16 protein-coding genes are annotated in these 19,754 nt (G+C 42.4%); 8 read left to right on the forward strand and 8 right to left on the reverse strand.

Annotated features, from left to right (window positions below):
* Positions 1-109: 109 nt before the first annotated feature.
* The 4 genes from BCU12_RS20090 to BCU12_RS20105 all read right to left on the reverse strand — a co-directional run bounded on the left by BCU12_RS20090 (position 110) and on the right by BCU12_RS20105 (position 5,525).
* Entirely contained in the window at positions 110-1,279 is a 1,170-nt protein-coding gene (locus BCU12_RS20090) for a nucleotide sugar dehydrogenase (protein ID WP_102406060.1), read from the reverse strand.
* A gap of 876 nt (positions 1,280-2,155) precedes the next feature.
* Positions 2,156-3,589, reverse strand: a complete 1,434-nt coding sequence (locus BCU12_RS20095; RefSeq protein WP_102406062.1) for a catalase — start codon at positions 3,587-3,589, stop codon at positions 2,156-2,158.
* Between the two features lie 257 nt (positions 3,590-3,846).
* Positions 3,847-5,073, reverse strand: a complete 1,227-nt coding sequence (gene gltS, locus BCU12_RS20100) for a sodium/glutamate symporter (protein WP_102406064.1) — start codon at positions 5,071-5,073, stop codon at positions 3,847-3,849.
* A gap of 95 nt (positions 5,074-5,168) precedes the next feature.
* Entirely contained in the window at positions 5,169-5,525 is a 357-nt protein-coding gene (locus tag BCU12_RS20105) for a rhodanese-like domain-containing protein (protein WP_102406066.1), read from the reverse strand.
* Between the two features lie 197 nt (positions 5,526-5,722).
* On the opposite strand from BCU12_RS20105, the gene BCU12_RS20110 reads away from it, so the two are divergent.
* Together BCU12_RS20110 and BCU12_RS20115 are read left to right on the forward strand one after the other, a co-directional pair.
* A complete protein-coding gene (locus BCU12_RS20110; protein ID WP_102406068.1) occupies positions 5,723-6,448 on the forward strand; it encodes a nitroreductase family protein in 726 nt (241 codons plus the stop codon).
* A gap of 321 nt (positions 6,449-6,769) precedes the next feature.
* Complete coding sequence (locus BCU12_RS20115) at positions 6,770-7,930, forward strand: response regulator (protein ID WP_102406070.1); 1,161 nt, start codon at positions 6,770-6,772, stop codon at positions 7,928-7,930.
* A gap of 173 nt (positions 7,931-8,103) precedes the next feature.
* Here BCU12_RS20115 and BCU12_RS20120 read toward each other — a convergent pair whose 3' ends face one another.
* The 3 genes from BCU12_RS20120 to BCU12_RS20130 all read right to left on the reverse strand — a co-directional run bounded on the left by BCU12_RS20120 (position 8,104) and on the right by BCU12_RS20130 (position 10,557).
* On the reverse strand, positions 8,104-8,622 hold the full coding sequence (locus tag BCU12_RS20120) for a DUF2058 domain-containing protein (RefSeq protein WP_102406072.1): 519 nt from the start codon (positions 8,620-8,622) through the stop codon (positions 8,104-8,106).
* Positions 8,623-8,878: 256 nt separating this feature from the next.
* Positions 8,879-10,114 carry a DEAD/DEAH box helicase gene (locus BCU12_RS20125; RefSeq protein ID WP_102406088.1) on the reverse strand — a complete coding sequence of 412 codons (1,236 nt, stop codon included), beginning with the start codon at positions 10,112-10,114 and terminating at the stop codon, positions 8,879-8,881.
* 134 nt (positions 10,115-10,248) lie between these two features.
* Positions 10,249-10,557, reverse strand: coding sequence for a metalloregulator ArsR/SmtB family transcription factor (locus tag BCU12_RS20130; RefSeq protein WP_102406090.1), 309 nt, complete (start codon positions 10,555-10,557; stop codon positions 10,249-10,251).
* A 275-nt stretch (positions 10,558-10,832) separates the two neighbouring features.
* Here BCU12_RS20130 and BCU12_RS20135 point away from each other — a divergent pair, with 275 nt between their 5' ends.
* The 6 genes from BCU12_RS20135 to BCU12_RS20160 all read left to right on the forward strand — a co-directional run bounded on the left by BCU12_RS20135 (position 10,833) and on the right by BCU12_RS20160 (position 16,791).
* The gene (locus BCU12_RS20135; protein WP_133153904.1) at positions 10,833-11,384 is read left to right on the forward strand and encodes a hypothetical protein; all 552 of its coding nucleotides are present in this window, start codon (positions 10,833-10,835) and stop codon (positions 11,382-11,384) included.
* A gap of 302 nt (positions 11,385-11,686) precedes the next feature.
* The gene (locus tag BCU12_RS20140; RefSeq protein ID WP_102406076.1) at positions 11,687-12,979 is read left to right on the forward strand and encodes a DEAD/DEAH box helicase; all 1,293 of its coding nucleotides are present in this window, start codon (positions 11,687-11,689) and stop codon (positions 12,977-12,979) included.
* 370 nt (positions 12,980-13,349) lie between these two features.
* Positions 13,350-13,586 (forward strand): DUF1059 domain-containing protein, encoded by a 237-nt coding sequence (locus tag BCU12_RS20145; protein WP_102406078.1) that lies wholly within the window; start codon positions 13,350-13,352, stop codon positions 13,584-13,586.
* A 4-nt stretch (positions 13,587-13,590) separates the two neighbouring features.
* Positions 13,591-14,004, forward strand: a complete 414-nt coding sequence (locus BCU12_RS20150; RefSeq protein WP_102406080.1) for a DUF1801 domain-containing protein — start codon at positions 13,591-13,593, stop codon at positions 14,002-14,004.
* Positions 14,005-14,120: 116 nt separating this feature from the next.
* Complete coding sequence (locus tag BCU12_RS20155) at positions 14,121-14,627, forward strand: hypothetical protein (protein ID WP_347231991.1); 507 nt, start codon at positions 14,121-14,123, stop codon at positions 14,625-14,627.
* 7 nt (positions 14,628-14,634) lie between these two features.
* A complete protein-coding gene (locus tag BCU12_RS20160) occupies positions 14,635-16,791 on the forward strand; it encodes an ATP-binding protein (protein ID WP_102406084.1) in 2,157 nt (718 codons plus the stop codon).
* Between the two features lie 208 nt (positions 16,792-16,999).
* Here BCU12_RS20160 and BCU12_RS20165 read toward each other — a convergent pair whose 3' ends face one another.
* Complete coding sequence (locus tag BCU12_RS20165; protein ID WP_133153905.1) at positions 17,000-19,510, reverse strand: hypothetical protein; 2,511 nt, start codon at positions 19,508-19,510, stop codon at positions 17,000-17,002.
* Positions 19,511-19,754 lie beyond the last annotated feature (244 nt).

A 19,754-nucleotide genomic window follows, 5' to 3' on the forward strand; every position in this document is an offset into this window, starting at 1 on the left:
ATTGAAGCTCATATTAAAAAGTCTTTAGCTTAGCTTCTTAAAAACCTTGATACTCAGAGAGTTTCGTCTCAGTTTCGTCTCAGTTTCTGCGCTGACGGGGATATCTGGCTTATTCATCGTTGCCAAAGATATCCCGTGAATACACTTTGCATGACACATCACCAAGTTCTTGGGTCATGCGGTTCGTGACAATCACATCGACACTCTCTTTGAACGTCTTTAAGTCTTTTTCAACTGCGCAGCGATAGATCTCTTGCTGATTGAGCAATGGTTCATACACAACGACTTCTACATTGTTTTCATGTAAGCGCCTCATAATACCTTTGATGGATGAGGCTCTAAAATTGTCTGAATCCGCCTTCATTATCAGGCGATAAATCCCAACTTTTCTCGGTTTTTTGCTGATTATTGAGTCAGTTATGAAGTCTTTACGTGTGCTGTTTGCATCGACAATGGCTTGGATAAGATTATTAGGGACGTCGTGGTAATTGGCCAAAATTTGTTTGGTGTCTTTAGGTAAGCAGTATCCGCCGTAACCGAACGAGGGATTGTTGTAGTGATCACCTATTCGAGGGTCTAAGCAAACGCCATCAATGATCTGCCTAGTGTTTAATTCATGTCTTTCAGCGTATGAGTCGAGCTCATTAAAAAATGCCACTCGCATGGCTAGGTAAGTATTAGAAAACAGTTTGACCGCTTCTGCTTCTGTAGAATCTGTTAGCACAACGTCAATGTCTTTTTTGTCCGCGGCCGCTTGCATGAGTTCAGCGAATTCGTGCGCTCTTTGGCTTCGTTCACCAACAATAATTCGAGAAGGGTGCAGGTTGTCAAACAACGCTTTGCCTTCGCGTAAAAATTCGGGAGAGAAGAGCACATTGTTGATGCCGAGCTTTTCAGATATTTGCTTAGTGAACCCGACGGGTACCGTCGATTTAATCACAATGACGGCATCAGGATTGATTGCCGTGACCTGTTGTATCACCAGCTCTACGCTGCTGGTGTCAAACGCATTGGTAGAAACGTCATAATTGGTCGGTGTTGCGATGATGACATAGTGCGCATCCAAATAGGCTCGATTTTTATCGGTCGTCGCGGAAAGAGAAAGAAACGTATTTTTAAGGTGATCCTCTATTTCTGGATCTGAAATCGGGCTCACGCTATCTTGAATTTTCGCCACCTTCTCTTCGTCTATGTCGAGTAAAGTGACTCGGTTATTTTTAGCCAACAATACCGCATTAGATAGACCCACGTACCCAGAGCCAACAACTGTGATTCTCATATCGCCTCGTTTCATTCATTAAGTGCTGATATCAATCTCTAAGCATCAACAATGGTGTTCGATGCCTGTATTTGACTTAACGCGTGAGTGAGTCTTGCATGTGGATTTTGTATTGATACACGTCATCCATGCCAGATTGACTCACACGTATCGCCTGTTAATAAATGCTAGAGGGCTTATGTTTCAGATTTTTGTTAGTAACAATAAACAATTAATACCCATGAGCGACGATAGTGTTTGAATGAGGTACAGGTGTCGGGCGAGTTAAAGGGAATGAGCTAAGGAAGATGAGTTCAAGAAGGAGAGTGTAAATGGTGGGTTTAGAGGAGGGTTGATTGTTTAGTGTAGAATTTGCTTTAAACCTGATCGAACGCCTGAGAATAAAATGCACCCCTTAAAACACATAAGTAGCCATTGGTGTTTGTTGAGGTGAGTATCGGCGTTGTTCATTACCTCGTTAGTTTGCGGATTCGTTAGTTTGTGAATTCATTGGTTTACAGGTTCATAACAAGCCTTTTCTATGAACTGCATTCAGTCTTGTTATCAACACGAGTGTGTTTTTCAACTATGCTGGATACCGTTGAATTTATTTTCTTTCTGAGGCTTTTCAAATAGACATTAACTAACAATATCAGTTCATTGCCATTGTTTCTCGATGGATGCTTTCATTGCTATTTCAGTTCGTTAGATGAAGTAGCACCTCACTTTGAAGATTCGCTTGAAACTCTATATCAGTAAAATATGAACAGTTCTGACGTGTCGAATAGCTTGAAGAATGATAGATTTTTCATAATACACCTTCCATTGACGTTTATTGAATGAGCGAGGCGGCGATCGCCTCGCAATATTATTCGTGATTTACATTTTTGATTATGACTATAAGCCTAGTGCAGCTTTTAAACCTTCGCCATAAGCGTTGTCTGCTTGGAATGCATGGTCAACGTGGCGCTGTTGAATAAACTCAGGCACACCTTCTAACGATCGAGCTGTGTTGTCGAAGAGCGCTTGATGCTGCTCATCATTCATTAAGCGGAATAGATCACCGGCTTGAGTGAAGTAATCGTTTTCTGTTTGCCCTTGATCGTAGTGGTCGGCATCGCCAGAAATTTTCAAAGGCGGCTCTGAGTAATCAGGTTGTTCTTGCCACTCTTGCTTATGGTTCGGCTCATATCCGATGGTTGAACCAAAGTTTCCATCAACACGCATTGCGCCATCACGGTGATAGCTGTGAACAGGGCAGCGTGGTGCGTTAACTGGAATCTGATGATGATTCACTCCTAAACGATAGCGCTGTGCATCACCATAAGAGAATAAGCGACCTTGCAGCATCTTGTCTGGAGAGAACCCAATCCCAGGAACGATAGCGGCAGGGTTGAACGCCGCCTGCTCTACTTCGGCGAAGAAGTTTTCTGGGTTACGGTTAAGTTCAAATTCGCCCACTTCAATCAATGGGTAATCTTTTTGAGACCATACGCGCGTTAAATCAAATGGGTTAAAGTTCACTTGGTCAGCTTCGAGTTCTGGCATCACTTGAACGTACATCGTCCACTTAGGGAAATCTTTGTTTTCAATGCTGTCGTAAAGATCACGGTGGTGGCTTTCACGGTCTTTGCCACAGATCTCTTGTGCCTCTTGGTCAGTCAGGTTTTTAATGCCTTGCTGAGATTTAAAGTGGAATTTTACCCAGTAGCGTTCGTTGTCTGCATTGATAAAGCTAAACGTGTGGCTACCAAAACCATGCATGTGTCGGTATGTCGCAGGAATACCACGATCACTCATTACAATCGTAACTTGATGGAAAGCTTCAGGCAGTGATGTCCAGAAATCCCAGTTGTTGGTTGCGCTTCGCATGTTAGTGCGAGGGTCACGTTTTACTGCATGGTTAAGGTCTGGGAATTTTAGTGGGTCACGTAAGAAGAATACCGGAGTGTTGTTGCCAACAAGGTCCCAGTTACCTTCTTCTGTGTAGAATTTAAGTGCAAAACCACGAATATCTCGCTCTGCATCGGCAGCGCCACGTTCGCCAGCAACGGTAGTGAATCGAGCAAAAAGTTCGGTTTCTTTGCCTACTTCAGAGAAGATTTTGGCGCGGCTATACTTGGAAATATCTTTGGTTACTGTGAATTTTCCGTATGCGCCAGAGCCTTTTGCATGCATACGTCGTTCAGGAATCACTTCTCGGTCAAAATGAGCCAGTTTCTCTAAAAACCAGACATCTTGAAGAAGTTGAGGACCGCGTGGGCCAGCGGTCATTGTGTTTTGGTTATGAGCAACAGGGCAGCCTGCTGCTGTAGTTAGTTTTTTGCTCATGTTGTTATTCCTTTAAATGACGAACTTAGAAATAATTCCAATAAATGAGAATCATTTCCTTGATCTAAATGCTTGTTTTTTTCAACTAGTCATATTGTAGTACTAAGGAATGTGCGGATGAACACGTTAAGATCTATTACTGTAGTAGGGATTACCTATTGCATGGGGTTTCTATGTATAAGTCATTGTTATTAATTTGATTATCTAATAGAAGTCGCCCTCGAAAACGATCTTTTGAGGGCTGTGTTTTTGAAGATCTAAGAAATGATGTTGATAAAGTAAGGAATCATGACAGCGTTCGCTAAGTCAATGAAGAAGGCACACACTAACGGCACGATGATAAAGGCTTGATGCGAATTACCGTATTTTTGAGTAACCGCCGACATATTAGCCATGGCCGTTGGTGTTGAACCAAGAGAGATCCCGCCGAAACCAGCACAAATAACGGCCGCGTCGTAGTTTTTCCCCATCAGCGGGAAGATAACAAAAATGGCAATACTGATGGCGATAATAAACTGAGCAAACAAGATAACGAATATAGGCCCCGCAAGGTCAATCAGCACCCAAAGTTGCATACTCATTAAAGACATCGCCAAAAACGCACCCAATGCAATATCAGCAATGAGGGCAACCGCGGGTTGTCTTGAAGGCCAGCGTGTTCCTGTAAGGCGAGGGTAAGATTTAGGAATCAGGTTAGAGATGAGAATACCCGCGAACAGGCAGCTCACGAATAATGGCAGCTGTAAGCCCATTGATTCGATGGCTTCATTAAGCACCACACCCAATATAATACAGAGGTGAATGGCTAAAACTGCATCCAAGAAATCGTAAGCGTTGATCGTTGGTTGAGGCTTGTCTTTGTCTGTTCCAACATCCGGCATTTCATTTGGGTTCGCTGTTAAGTTGTGGCGTTTAATGAGGAATTTTGCGATAGGGCCGCCCATAATGCTCGCAAGAATAAGACCGAAGGTTGCACTTGCGATACCAATTTCCATCGCGGTATCCAAATCAAACAGTTCGCCTACTCTAGGCGACCAAGCAATCGCGGTGCCATGACCACCAATGAGTGAAATGCTCCCACTTAACAAACCAAATGCTTCTGGTTGGCCAAGAAAGGTTGCGATACCAATACCGGTAAGATTTTGAATGACCATGTATCCGATGGTAATCGCAAGTAACACGATGAGCGGTTTTCCGCCTTTAAAAAGATCAGAAAGGCTCGCATTGATACCGATAGTCGTAAAGAAATACACCAACAGGAAGTCTCTCGCCGCGAGATCAAAGCTGACTTCTACCTGAGTCACATAGTGAATGATGGCGAAAGTGATCGAGACGAGTATACCGCCGGAAACGGGCTCGGGAATGCTAAATTCCCTGAGGTAATAGCTGGATTGAGTTAATCGTCTGCCAATGAATAGGACTATGATCCCTAGCGTCACTGCAAAAAAAGATTCGATGTGTAATACACCTTCGGTAAAGTCCATAAAGCCTCGTGATTGTGTTGATAGGTTTGATTCATAACAAAAATTGCCCTAATAGATATAAATCAAGTCTCTGTTTTGTCGAGAGATATACCTATCTAATGTGCAGCTTGTAGCATTTCTGAGTAACCACCAGCATTGTGAATGTTGGTGAAGCCTTTTTCTTTGAGCCATTGGTAAGCAATCCCAGAGCGATTTCCACTTCGGCAATACAGAACAATGGGCTCATCTTTATTCAATGATTGAGACCAGCTTTTAATGTCTTGCACGGGTTTTAACTGAGCATTGTCGAGATGCCCTTGTTCAAATTCTTCTTTGGTTCGAACATCAATCAGCAGAGCACCGCGATCAAACTTTTGCCAACCAATTTCGGCTCGCTCTGATGCAAACGCGCTGGGTAATGAGAGTAGAGCAATAAATAAACAGGTAATAAAGGCAGTGGTTGTTTTAAACATATCGTCGATTCCTAAGAAATGCGGGGAGTAAAGCCTAACGTGGTTTTAGTCAGGGTGATACCAATAGGCGATCGAACCGTGGCCTATCTCAATATTGATTACTGTTCCTTAACGACAGTGACAATTTGCTAGAAACTGGGTTGATCTAGAGATAGTAAGGCAGTCATAATGCGTAAAATCTCAAACAGAGCCAACCTATGAACCATTCTAAACACTTTCCTCAGCTTGTTGAGTCTAGACGTTCAGTACGTAAATACGATACTGAGGCCGAATTCAATCACGATGATGTCCAGCATGCGATAGAACTTGCTACTTTGAGCCCAAACAGCAGCAACATGCAGATGTGGGAGTTCCACCGTGTGATAAGCGATGAGAAACGGTCGACACTCGCTGAGTTCTGTATGGGTCAGAATGCTGCGAAAACAGCCAATGAACTGGTAGTTGTGGTTGCCACGCCAGACAAGTGGCAAGAGCGTGCTAAAACCAACGCTGATGTTCTGCGAAAAGCGTTTATTGACCGTGATGATGAAACGGCGAAAAGAGCCTTAAGCTATTACGAAAAGCTCATTCCTATTTTGTATAACAACGATAGATTGGGTTTGAGGGGACTAGGGCGGAAACTGTATAGTGCTTGGCGCGGTAGAAACAAGCCCATGGTGCGTGAGGTACGTAAACGTGATGTCAGAGTGACGCTTCATAAAAGTGCCTCCCTCGCATCTATGACGTTTATGTATGCGATGAAAGACAAAGGCTATGATACCTGTCCATTGGAAGGGTTTGATTCAAAGCGAGTTAAACAGTTATTAAACTTAAAGAAAACAGATCAGATTTGCATGATCATCAGTTGTGGCGTTGCTGCTGAGGGTGGTATTTATAGCGAGCGTCACCGTGTTAGCACTAAAGACGTCATATTCTCCCACTGATCTTCAATAAAAGTGAATTGAGATAAGTGGATTGAGGCAAGTGAGCTGAGATCACTGAACTGAGATGGCTGAACTGAAAAGAGACGCTCGGCCGCACAGGTTGGGCTTCTCACCTAATCTATACCCTGGCTTCATAGCTTGACTGAGCGGCTTTCATCTCATTCTCCAATTCCGTTCTCTAAATAATTGCCTGCCCCACTGTTTGAATGAAGATCGCATTATTGATGGATCTTATGCAACAGCTGCTACACTGATTAATGAACCAAATCTCATATAGACAAAAAAAGAGATGCTTATTCGTCAGTCGGTAAAGGGGAAATCATGGTTGATTCTCATAAAATAGTGATTGTGGAATCTGATGTAGAATTTTGCGAACAGATGGTCAATCAGTTAAGTCATCATTATGAAGTTCGAGTCGCTTCAGATCTGAAATGCGCGCAAGACCTCATCGAAACACATCGCCCTCATATTGTATTGCTCGATACACACCTAAACAATCAATCGACGGTTGAATTCTATGTCGGCATCAAATCTTTGGAGTCTTATCGAGATCTCGCCGTTGTGTTTATCACTGAAAATGCCTCGCTTGAAGAGCGATTGAAAGCGTATGAAGTGGGGGCGTCAGAAGTGATTGTTCGACCATTTGCGTATGAAGAGTTAACCGCAAAGCTAGGTGTTATCGACAGTTATCTTGTTGAAAAAAGGAAACTTCTCGTTGAGTGTGAAGAGGCGAGGTCGGCGTCAACAGAGTTTATGAAAGAGGCCAGCCAACATGGCTTGGTGGTTCAGTTCTTCCGAAACCTATCTTATTGTCAGCATATAGAGCAGCTAAGCTTCACGGTATTTCAGTCATTGAACGCCTTAAACTTGCACGCCTCCATGGTGGTGAGAGATGAAGAGGATCATTATTTTGATAGTAAAACAGGGATAGTAAACCCAATTGAACGGAACATTTTTGATTTATTGCATACCAAAGGACGAGTCTTTCAGTTTGGGAATAGGCTTATTTTCAACGATAAGAATACCGCAATTTTAATTAAGAATTTGCCAGAAGATGAGCGTTTGGTTGGGCAAATTAGAGACATTTATGCGTTTGTTGTAGAGGGGCTCGAAGCCAAATATCAGGATATACGGCGACAGAATATGTTGCTGGATATTGTTAAAGATATTGCCAGCACAGCGCAACATGTATCGCAACGCATCGACCAATTTGATGATATATCAGCAGAAAATCTAAGTGAGTCCAACCAGGAGTTAAATGATAGCTATCATTTCCTTGGTCTTTCGTATGAGCAAGAAGAAGCCCTTTCTGCACTGTTTGAAAAAGGGTTAAAGCGAATGGAATTTGCGAGAGATGACCTGACCAATATGCAGCAAGAGCTCCAAGACCTAGTATACAAAATAGAGAATACTGAAATGCTCACGATACCGACGGAAGAGACGCCGTCTCAAAACAATGGTGGGGATGTCGAGTTGTTCTAGCATTGAACTTTGCAGTGAAGGGTAGATGTGATGCTCATTAAGCTGTTTGAGTTTAAGGGTTCAGGCTTTCAGATTTAAAATTTTCGGATTGGCCTATTGGTTCTGTGGCGACTAATAAAAAACCGCTCCTTTTTGAGCGGTTTTTTACGAATCAGTTTTGAGTTAGGTAAGATTTACCACATCAGATCATCAGGAACAACGAACTCTGCGTACGGGTCATCTTCTTCTGCAACCGTGTCGTCTGAAGTGTTGTTCTCAATAATGGTTTCCGCATCACGCATGGCGATTTTGTCCGCCACTCGCGCTGGAATAACAGCGTAACCATCTTCGAAACGAGCGATGGCTAATAGGCCTTTGATGATTTGCTCACGAATCAATGTTTCAACGTAAAGTGACTTTACTGTCGTGCCATCAGTAAAGTTGTATTTGATGTCGCCAGTAAGATCGAGCTTATTCATTTGAATCAGTTGCTTTACTTGCGCTTTCAGTTCTTTGCTTAGCTGCTCTTCTTTGCGTTGCTGGTTTAGCTCTTTATCGCGTTCTTGCTGAGCAATTTTATTGGCTTCAACGGCCGCTTTTGCCTCTCGAGCCTGAACGCGAGACTTCTTCGCGCCTTTCTTCGCTTTTTTTAATTTCTTTTCGTTTACCAAGCCTGCTTTCAGCATTTGCTCTTGTAGAGATAACTTTGCCATGGTTTTTCCAATTTATTCATATTGGGGCTAGTTTAGCGTTTAGGGCTGAGCAAAGAAAGATCTGAACGAGCCAAAATGCCGTCTTCTACTCCATTTCATTCTCTTCATTTTTTACGGGGAAGGTTTAGAAGATATACCTTATTCAAGAATCAGGTAAAAACCGTTTGAATGGGGATAGAGCAAGGCGAGACTCTACCCATCCAATGTTGAACAAACACTTAATTGATAGCGGGATTAAGAATTTGAGAACAACTGGTTAGCTGCGCTTCTTCGGTTTTTTCTTAAACTGCTTCACACTGTTTTTGGTGTTGGTTCTGCGATTGGCTTTTTTGTCTCGTGGTGCTCTTTTGCTTTCTCCATTTGATGGTTTATCCGTCACTGGAAATTCAACGAGAGTCTGGATCAGTAAAGGCCTGTTTGTTACGTGACGAATAGCCTCTAGAGAGCTTTGCTCCGCATGACAAATTAATGAGATAGCCATGCCCTGTTGCCCTGAACGAGCGGTGCGCCCAACGCGGTGGACGTAGACGGTTGGGTCCGTCGGCAGTTCAAAATTGATCACCACGGGTAGGCGATCAATATGGATACCACGAGCGAGGATATCAGTGGCAATGAGCACTTGAATTGATTGCTGTTTGAAGTCATGCAACGCCTGTTCACGGTCTTGCTGGGATTTATCGCCGTGCAATGCCGCGCAGCTAATTCCAGCTTTCGACAGCTTCTTACGCAAACTGTCCGCATTGTCTTTAGCGCCTATAAACACCAAAACCTGAGGCCAGTTATTGGTTTTCAATTTGTGGATCAGTGCTTTGGTCTTACTGCCTTTGTTTACCAGAAAGAGCTGTTCTTCGACATTATCGACAACCTGATTGGCCGGGTTTACTTGCACCTGTATTGGTTGTTTAAGTTGAGCGTTTACATGCTCACTAAGCTGAGGTGCAAGGGTTGCTGAGAACATGGCTGTTTGTTTCGTTTTTGGTAGCTTGGCAAGAATGGAGTCGATATCAGGCCAGAAGCCCATATCAAGCAATCGGTCAGCCTCATCCAGCACAACCTGATTAACACTATCCGTGGTGAGATCACCGGATTGAATAAGGTCAAGCAGCCGACCTGGCGTCGCAATCACAATACTCGGTTCTGAAGATAACTGAGTTAACTGCGTCTCTTTGTCTACACCACCGGTAAGCAGAACACTGTGAATATGGAGATCGTTCGATAAGGCGATCAGATCTGCATGAACCTGTTTTGCCAATTCTCGCGTCGGAACAATCACAATAGAGGCAATAGAATGAGTGCCGCTGTTGAGCGATTTTTCAATCAGAGGAAGACCGTAGGCCAACGTTTTCCCACTGCCTGTCTGCGCAATCGCGAGTAAGTCATGACCTTCTAACAGTACAGGGATAGCCTGTTGTTGAATGGCAGTTGGTGTCTCAAACGCGGGAGACAGTTTATCGGTGAGGGCGGGAGACAAGTTCAATTTTGAGAATGGCATGGCTTTGGTCATCAAGTGGCAATCAAATCTGGCCGTCACCTTAACATAAGCTATTTCGCTGACCTATCGCTTTAGCCTTCACCCTCCTGAGTACTTGATTTAAAGAGATGGAACGTTGATTTAACGAGAAGGAACTATTCGGCAGATTCTTCATCAAGGCAGCATTCATCTTCCAGAAAACCGATCACCGATTGAAGCTTTTGATACTCTGCCACGCAATAGAGAGTTCGACCTTCGCGCCTTTGGCTTAGTAGGCCTGCAGAGGCTAGGCTTGATATATGGTGAGAAAGCGTCGACCCCGGAACCCCCAGTTTTTGTTGTAGCCCGCCTACCGCAATTCCTTGATAGCCGGCACGAACAACGCAGCGGAAGATCAATAACCGTGTAGGGTGACCGAGTTCTTTTAGCGCTTTGGCAACTGTGTCGATGCTTAACTGCGCCATTTCATCACTGTTTGATTTCAGATTTTTAAGTGCCATTGATGTTCTCTCCAAAATATATATTTCGATAATACTGGAAATAAAGGCGGCGATCTATCTTTATAGGCCAGGCGTCTGTTTACTGTTGTTCGAGATGATTCGGCGATCGTAACGAATGAGACGAATATCATGCTGAAGGTCCATTAATGTGAACCACGACACATTGGCCACGTGCATTGAATTCGCTAAAGAACTAAAGTTACGCCAATGTTTGAATGGAATTAAACGGATCAGAACCAATGAAATACTTCTTGCTAACCTGCCTTACTCTACTCATTGCGAGTGTACCTGCCACTGAAGCCTATGCGAAAAAAGGGAAAAGTTCTCTTTCATCCGCTGGCAGAGGACTTGCCGCTTTAGCGGGGGGCATTAAAACGTATGACGAAGACACGTTAACGGTAGAAGCTTTGCGCACGTGCATGATCGAAGGTAATGACATCGATAAATCTGAAACAAAGTTGGCGTCTTTTGGCAAACCAATGTTTGATGCTGAAATTCGTATGGAATCAGATGAAGCGAGAATCGATGCTTTAGATGTGTACTTTACAGAAAACGAGAATACTGAGTATGAAACGGACGCAGAAGCGGATGTGTACAACAATAAAATTGATGAATATAACGCCTTGATCGATAGTTATAATGCCGCTTTAGCGAAATACCAAGAGTTAGAGGGGCCGTACAATGAGCGTGTTGATATCTTTAATGCCAAAGTCGATAAGTTTGATTCAGAGTGTGCGGGTAAAAGCTACTACGAAGACGATTTAGCGGCAATAGAAGACAGCATTAAGTAACGTTCGTCTATTGCTTAACAGGCAGCACCAACGTCTACTTAGTGAGTAAGTAGACGTTGGTGGCTTGTAAATTGAAATCTCTAAAGAATGAATTTGTCCGCGAATGATCGTTGTGGAATGGCATATTACTGACATTTGTTGACTGCCAATGCCTCCGCTACTCTATAAATGCCGTAATTTCGAGCTTATCATGACGAATCGGTAAAAAATGTCCCGTTCCGATACGGTTTGCTCTATAATCTGCGACCGTATTTTTGGTTATGCTGTACGTGGTCGTAGCCGTCTAATTTAGGAACACAACAATGTCATTTTCATCTCAGAATTTTGCGCCAGAAATTGTGAAAGCACTGTCCGAGTGTGGCTACGAAAAACTTACCCCTGTGCAGCAAAAAGCGATCCCATTTGCACGTAAAGGGCACGATATCTTGGCGAACGCCCAAACAGGAACGGGCAAAACCGCTGCTTTCTCTCTGCCAATTATTCAGCAGCTTTTAGACAAGACCAAAGCAAAGAACAATTTTCAAACACGTGCACTGGTCCTCGCGCCAACTCGCGAACTGGCTGCGCAGATCGCGCAAAGCATTGAAGATTACATCAAATACACTTCATTGAGTGTTGCCGCGATTTACGGTGGCGTAAAAATGTCTTCTCAGGTTCAAAAGCTAAAGCACGGTGTTGATATTCTAGTGGCAACACCTGGTCGCCTAATTGAGCATTTAGATGAGAAGAATGTTTCCCTGCAAAACCTAGAGTTTTTGGTCTTCGATGAAGCCGACCGAATGTTAGACATGGGCTTTATCTCATCGATTGAAACGATTATGGCTGGTGTATCTACTAAGCCACAAACCATGTTGTTCTCTGCGACTTTTTCTCCGCAAATGAATAAACTTGCGGGCGAAATATTGAATCAGCCGAAAAGAGTATCGGTCGCAAGAGAAAACGTCACGGCAGATACTATTGCTCACGTTGTTTACCCGGTCGATCAAGAAAGAAAGCATGAAATGCTATCGGAGCTGATAGGGCGCAAGAACTGGAAACAGGTATTGGTCTTTGTGAACTACAAAGAAACTGCCAATATGTTATTGAAAGAGCTTAAGCTAGATGGCATCAAAGCGGTGTTATGCCATGGTGACAAAGCGCAAAGTGCCCGTCGTAGAGCGCTTGATGAGTTCAAAGAAGGCAAAGCGCGTGTGATGATAGCTACTGATGTGGCTGCTCGCGGGTTAGATATCAAAGATCTTCCACATGTGGTTAACTTTGATATGCCATTTCTGGCGGAAGACTATGTTCACCGTATTGGTCGAACAGGTCGTGCGGGTCAAAAAGGGCACGCGATTTCTTTTGTAAGCCGTGAAGAAGAGTTAACGCTACAACAAGTTGAGTCATTGATTGGTCATACGATTCGACGTGTAGAGCAAGCGGGTTATGAACCTAAAAATCGCGAGGCGCTGCTTCAGAAAATGCACAGTAAGCCGGCTTTCAAGAATCGAAAAACTCGCACGAACAATCCGTCAGATACGGATCAAGGCTCTGCAGAGAAACGCGCTCGATTACGCAATATGGTAAGAAATCGAGCGGCCGGTACCAAAAAGTAAACGCTCTACCTCGTAAATTCGACACATAATTAGAAACGCCGATGATGCAAATCAATCGGCGTTTTTTTCTATATTTTGCCCAGCTAGCTCACTTTCTACTCGTTGTTTTATTTCCAACCTTCCACTTCCATGCTTTATTAAATGGACACCCTATGCGATTCGCATTGAATCAGAGCTGTGGAAAATGGCCGACAGGCTAACCAATATCAGCCGTCTTTATCAAATGTAAGGCATTATTGGTCGCGGCATTTCGGTATCGTATCACTCTTGATTGGAATGCTTGGCCTGAACAATTAAAGACTAAAATTGGAAATCGGGACAGCGCTTGTGAGTCATTTCAAATAAATTCTATCTTTCAACGGAGGAAAATATGAAAACGATGACATGTAAGCAACTTGGCGGGGCCTGCGATTTGGCGTTTCATGCGGAAACCTTTGAAAAAATGGTTGAAATCAGCAAACAACACGGCATGGAAATGTACCAAGTGCATGATGAAGAGCATCTAGAAGCGATGGCTAAAATACAGGCGTTAATGAGCGATCCCATTGCGATGCAAAAGTGGTTTGAAAGTAAAAAACAAGAATTTGAATCTTTAAGCGAGGATTGAATCTGTGAACAACACTCTCAAAGAAAAATTTGATTCATACCCTGATGACGTTAAGCCGAAAATGCTTGAATTAAGAGAACTTGTTTTAGAGGTTATGAAAGACGTCGGCTGCAAGACGTTTGAAGAGACTCTTAAATGGGGAGAACCGAGCTTTGTTGTCGACAAGGGCAGCACGATTCGGATTGATTGGAAGATGAATAAGCCCAATCAATACTGTTTGTATTTTAACTGTAAGACCAAGCTGGTCGATACTTTCCGAGAGCTATACACCGATGACTTGCTGTTTAGTGGTAACAGAGCCATTGTCTTAGATTTGAATCAGCCGTTGCCGAAAGCGCCGTTAAAACACTGTATTGAACTATCTCTTCGTTACCACACGATTAAACATCTGCCTCTTTTAGGTGCGCAGCCTGTATAAACATATAAAACGGTTACACTTACGAAAGTACATCAACATGTTACGTTGAATTTGGCATCGACTGGCGAACCTAATTTACTGACATATACTTAAAAGAATTCCCATCACGAGTACCTATGTCTATGTATAAATTGATGTTATGTCTATTCACCATTCTCGTACCCACCCATTTTGTCAATGCGAGCGCTTTACCAAAACCCACAGAAGAGGTCATGCTGTGGGTTTCCGGAAATATAGAGCACTCGAATTCATCTTCAGGTGTCGAGTTTGATGAGGCGATGCTAAGCCAGCTTGAGGTCTCTGAAGTAAAGACGAACAATCATGTCGTACAAGAAGAAACGCTGTATAAGGGGCCAAAACTGAAAACGGTTTTGGATTATGTCGGCTCTCGTGGCGATGAAGTTAAAGTGATTGCTTGGGATGACTATATTGTGACGATTCCGATTAAGACAATCGAAGAATATGGCGTATTACTCGCCACCCATGAGAATGATGTTCGAATGACACTTGATGATAAAGGCCCATTCTTTATTGTGTTCCCATTCTCAGGCTACTCTGAATTACGAAACGATTTCTATTACAACCTGTCCGTGTGGCAAGTTAAGGAAATAGTCGTGGAGTAAATCTCAGATGAGAATATCCCCAGTTGTGTCTAAAAGTGCATTCATCGGAACGATAGGTTTCCTGTGTGTATGCTTGATTGTTTCTATCGGGATTGTAATTTATTCCTCTAACAAAATAGAGAATATTCAGGCTGAACCTTACGTCGCGATCATCAATAATAACCTTAGCTCTAAGTCCAAAATCCTTTCTATAAAAATCGATTTGCTAGAGTATCTCAATGCACCGACAGAGCGAAACTTAAAGAAACTAAAGATAAGAGTTCGGGTTATGCGTTCGAGCATTAACCAAGACTTTTCAAGTGAAAGTACCATTAATATTCATAAGAGGTTTGGAGACGCAAGCCGGCTTGAATATATTGGTGAGCGTGTCACTATCATTGCTGAAAAGATAAAAGCCATCGACAGCAATAAGGGCTCGTTTGACAATGCGCAACAGATCCTCAAAGACATTAATGGAACCTATGCCACTGTTAACGATTATCTATCTGGGATGGTGTCAAAAGTAGAGCGGAATCAACATGAATTTACGGATTTGAGAGAATCCCACTACAAGAGGCTTTATATTTATTACACGATTATTCTTGTCATTTCTCTGCTTATTATATCTTCTATTTCAATGCTTTATCTAAACCAAATTCAACTCACAAGCAAACTGCATAAACAGAGCATTAGAACTGAAAAGGCGCGAAAAAAGGCTGAGCATAGTGCTCATGCTAAGTCCACGTTCCTAGCCAATATGTCACATGAAATTCGAACCCCACTCAATGCCATAATCGGGTTGAGTGAAGGTGTGCATTATGAAAAAAGCGACCCAGAGACAAAGAAAAATTTACAGCTCATCCATTTGTCTGGGAACCATTTGTTGAGCGTGATTAATAACATATTGGATCTCAGCAAAATTGATGCGGGCAAGATTAATATTGAAAATGCAGATTTTAAACTGAATGACATTGTGGATCAGGTTCGTTCGATATTTATAAATAATGAGAGTAAGCCCGATGTCGAAGTGTTGTTGCTGAGCCCTTCGCATATTGACTATGAGTTACATTCAGATCCAACGAAAATCATTCAAATATTAACGAACTTGTGTGGGAACGCATGGAAGTTTACTGAGAGCGGTTTCATTGTCGTGGATTGCCAAATTCAGAAAATCAAAGGGAAGAAATCCAACTTGATCATGTCCGTCACTGACACGGGTATCGGAATGACAAGTGAGCAGTTGACGCATGTGTTTGCCGAGTTTGCTCAGGCGGATGACTCCATAAGTCGAAAATTTGGTGGCACTGGGTTAGGCCTCTCGATCAGCAAGCGACTCACCGATCTATTAAGTGGTGAAATCAACGTTGAAAGTACCCAAAACCAAGGGTCAGCATTTTCGGTCAGGATTCCCATCGATGTGGTGGGTGAAGAGGCGATTATTGATCAAGAATTTGTTGCCAATAACAAAGTTTCGGTCGTCGCTGACAATACGAAAGTGCATCAGTTAATTGAAGCGAACATCCAGGGCATGGGGTTACTTGATAAAGAGAGTGATCACGTGCTCTATCACAACAGTAATCCAATGGAAATATCGGCGGTCGTGGATGAACTGACTAGAGCTGGTAAGCGCGTTACCATCGTTGCATCCAAATCAAATTATGCTTCTGGCGTGGACAGTTTTGTACCATCCAATCTTGATAACGAATTCATTAGTAAACCCTTTACCTCAAACAAACTGGTGAATGCGTTACTCGCCAATACAGACCAAAAACGAATAGATAAAGAAGCGACCAAAGATTTTGCTTCATTTTCGGAAGTGTCCGTTTTGATCGTAGAAGATGTCACCGTTAACCAGATCGTCGCACAGAAGACACTCGATATATTAAGCACTCAGCATGAAACGGTGTCGAATGGTCAAGAGTGTATTGATCGTCTACTGGAAAAAACCTTTGATGTGATTTTGCTCGATATTCAAATGCCCATCCTCGATGGCGTTGAGACGATTAAGAGAATTAAAGAAGAATCCTTAGCGGATGAGACGATGATCGTGGCGTTAACAGCGAATACATTTGAAGACGATGTTCGTCGGTACTTCAAATTAGGTTTTGATGATGTGTTATCCAAACCTTTTAAACTGGAACAGATGGAAAGTTTATTAAGTAAATGTCATCGACACTCTCTTTAATTCTTACCCTACCGAGTTTAGCAATGGCTAATAGTACGAGTATTTAATGTCACAATTTGATTTCATTCATGATGCCCAATAAACACTTACCTCTACGTTTTTATTTCTTGGCGTAAGCCCGTTTAGGGCAGATAGGTTTTAAGGGGGAAATAAATCTGACGGGTACCGAGTTTAAATGGGTAACCGTCAGATTGGGCCTTAACGGCTTTTAAAGCTCATCGTGTCTGAATCCTAGCCTATAAACAGTTTTAGCGCTGTGCTTAGATATGCAGTCAGCTTTTGCTTTGGTTATTTTATTTTCTTCGAAGAGCTTTTTAAGTACCTCACTTCTCAAATAAGAAACGGCACCTCTATACGCTCCAGAAACATTTAATAAAGAGTTTGGGTTAACAAGTCCGCTCGCGGCTAAATACGAGTAGACTGAATTGCCATCACTGTCTTTCTCTTCCTCTTTCTCAATTAAACCGACGGCGATACCAATTAAGACACCATTATGAAAAACGCCGTTTAGTGTAGTATTAAAAACAGCATCGTCATCATCATTTCCCGACAATATAGCATTAACATGATATAGCGAATTAGTGGCAATATGTAGACCAAGTTCTAACTGTACTTTATCTTCTTCACTTGCATTAACCATCATCTGGTTTATTTTATCAATCCATTCAGTAAGCGATTTTTGATATTCGGTTGCAGCCGTTATAACTTCTTCGCTATTAATGTTCTCCTCCGTTATTATGATTATTTTTGTTGTATAGCTTTCTCCTTCTTGAATCTCGGGGCTTTCATTGTCATTTAGAATTTTCACTACATTAGGTAACGGGGAAAAATTTTGTTCCATGAGGATATATTCACCTAACGCAGCGTCAGAAACAGCATGTTGTACTTCTACTGAGCTTGTTGCCGTTTCTCCATTCACATTGGTCAGAAAATCAGGCGAAGCCATTGCTGCCATACCAACCATTCCAGCAGCCTCCTGCAGTACATTGGCTGCATCTTCTGAATTTTCGTGAATTATTTGAACTAACTCTGATCGGTCTTCTTCTGTACCATCTGGGTATTGCTCTTCAGGGAAGAAAGAATCAGGGATAGAACTACTATCTATCACATGTTGGACAATTGTATTGATATCCATAAAGCTCAACCCAAGGAACATGTACAAGTCAATCATCCTTGAAGACCAAACTAAGCAAGTATTTGAATCTGGAGAGCGTTCATGACGTCTGTTCTCTACTCGAACCATGACGGGGACATTGCAATAACGAGATGAAACGACAAACGCTACCGTATTTTGGTCTTTTAAATCAAATCCTTCCAGTAAATGGTATCCAACGATATCATCATACTTTTGCTTGTCGACGGCAACTTCTATCAACTCTTGTTCTAGGCGCATATCTTCCGAGGATTTATTGTTTGCACTGTAGATATCAGAGGCGGGTTTAGGGTTACAGATGCTGCTACCAGAAGAAAAAATCGCTTTTAACTCTTCAATTAATGTCATGTTCGGTCTGACGCATCGAGCATGACGTTCATGAGCGGGTAACTCATGGTAAAAGGCCATTGCTTTACTAATGGTTACGTTACCTTCAATTCCCTCTTTACCTGCAAGTTCATAGAAAGGGCTCTGGATGGTTTCACTCAGCATGGCGTTATCGGTGGTGATATTATCGCTATGGAAGGCTTCATAGTCGTAAAGCTCGCCATTTGAATCTTCTTTTATGACAATATTTTTGTAGTTGTTCTCTAAACCTTGTGATACCCCTAGTCCTATCGTAATGTTCGGTGAGTCAGTCTGATATTCATACAAAGAGTTATCATTAGTGTAGGTATCTAATATGTAAATTTTATCTTGGTTGAATTCCAATATGTAGTGACCTGATAGGTTTAGAACAAACCTTTCGCTGCTTTTCACATCTTTCAGTCTGAGCGCGAAAATTGCTTCAGTCTCAGCGGGCAACAAATTTTTATCGTAGTCAAAAGTGTGTTGTTCAGGGGATTGATTGTTAGTAATGGATACACTGCCTATATTTTGATTGGCATGTGCAAAAGTATTACCGGCACCTGGACCATGCCAGCGTGCCACTTCAACGGGGATACTTCCGCCTGTGTAGTGACCATTAGATAAGTGGGTATTATCTTCTTGATTTATAATGAATCGAAATGCGGCTGGACGATTAGGAAAGGCACCTAGGCCTTCATTTAATCGATAATACTTATTCTGTTTCACTGAATTCGCTTTTAAGTGTACGAAATGGGCAAGTTGATTCTCGTCTTTGGTGGACACTGTTACTCTTGAAGGGGTTTGTGAATATGTCCATATAGAGAGAGAGTTATTACTTGCCTCTGAATAAACAACATCTCCGATACTTCGTTCCAGTGGATTTGGATAGGGCGTAAAAAAAAACACATTGCTGTTTGCCTCGTAATACGTCGAGGAAACATCGCCGAGTTCCATGGAAGTACATAAGGATTCTCCTATGTCCTCTCCATCGTTGATAATCTTAGAGTCACAACCATAGCCACTACCAGAGAGCTTGTAATTCTTATCTAATTTGAAGATAGACCATGCAGAATTATCAAAGCAAACCTCATCTTTTATACCGTCAGCTTCATATTGAGTGACATAGCGTTGGTCAGGTAAGCATTGTGAGGAGGGGGTAACAATGACATCTTTTACGTCGATAGCCATAGCCAGTGGAGTTATACAAAATAGGCTCATGAGAGTGAACCTATTTCTGAGCATTGGGAAATTTCCCATATATAGTTCCTATTTGATTACGAGTTGTTATTACGAGTGGAAACTAAAAAGTAGCCTAGTTTTGAGTCAACCTGAGCGTCTCTGTTAATTAATCTTTTTTTTTGAAGTAAGTTCTATTAATTGATAATTTAAATAGGATCGTAGAAGTTAATAATATTTTATTTGAATGGACTGTCATTGAAAAACCTTCTGGCTTCGGTGATGA

Source organism: Vibrio sp. 10N.261.55.A7, assembly GCF_002877365.1.
Taxonomy (GTDB): domain Bacteria; phylum Pseudomonadota; class Gammaproteobacteria; order Enterobacterales; family Vibrionaceae; genus Vibrio.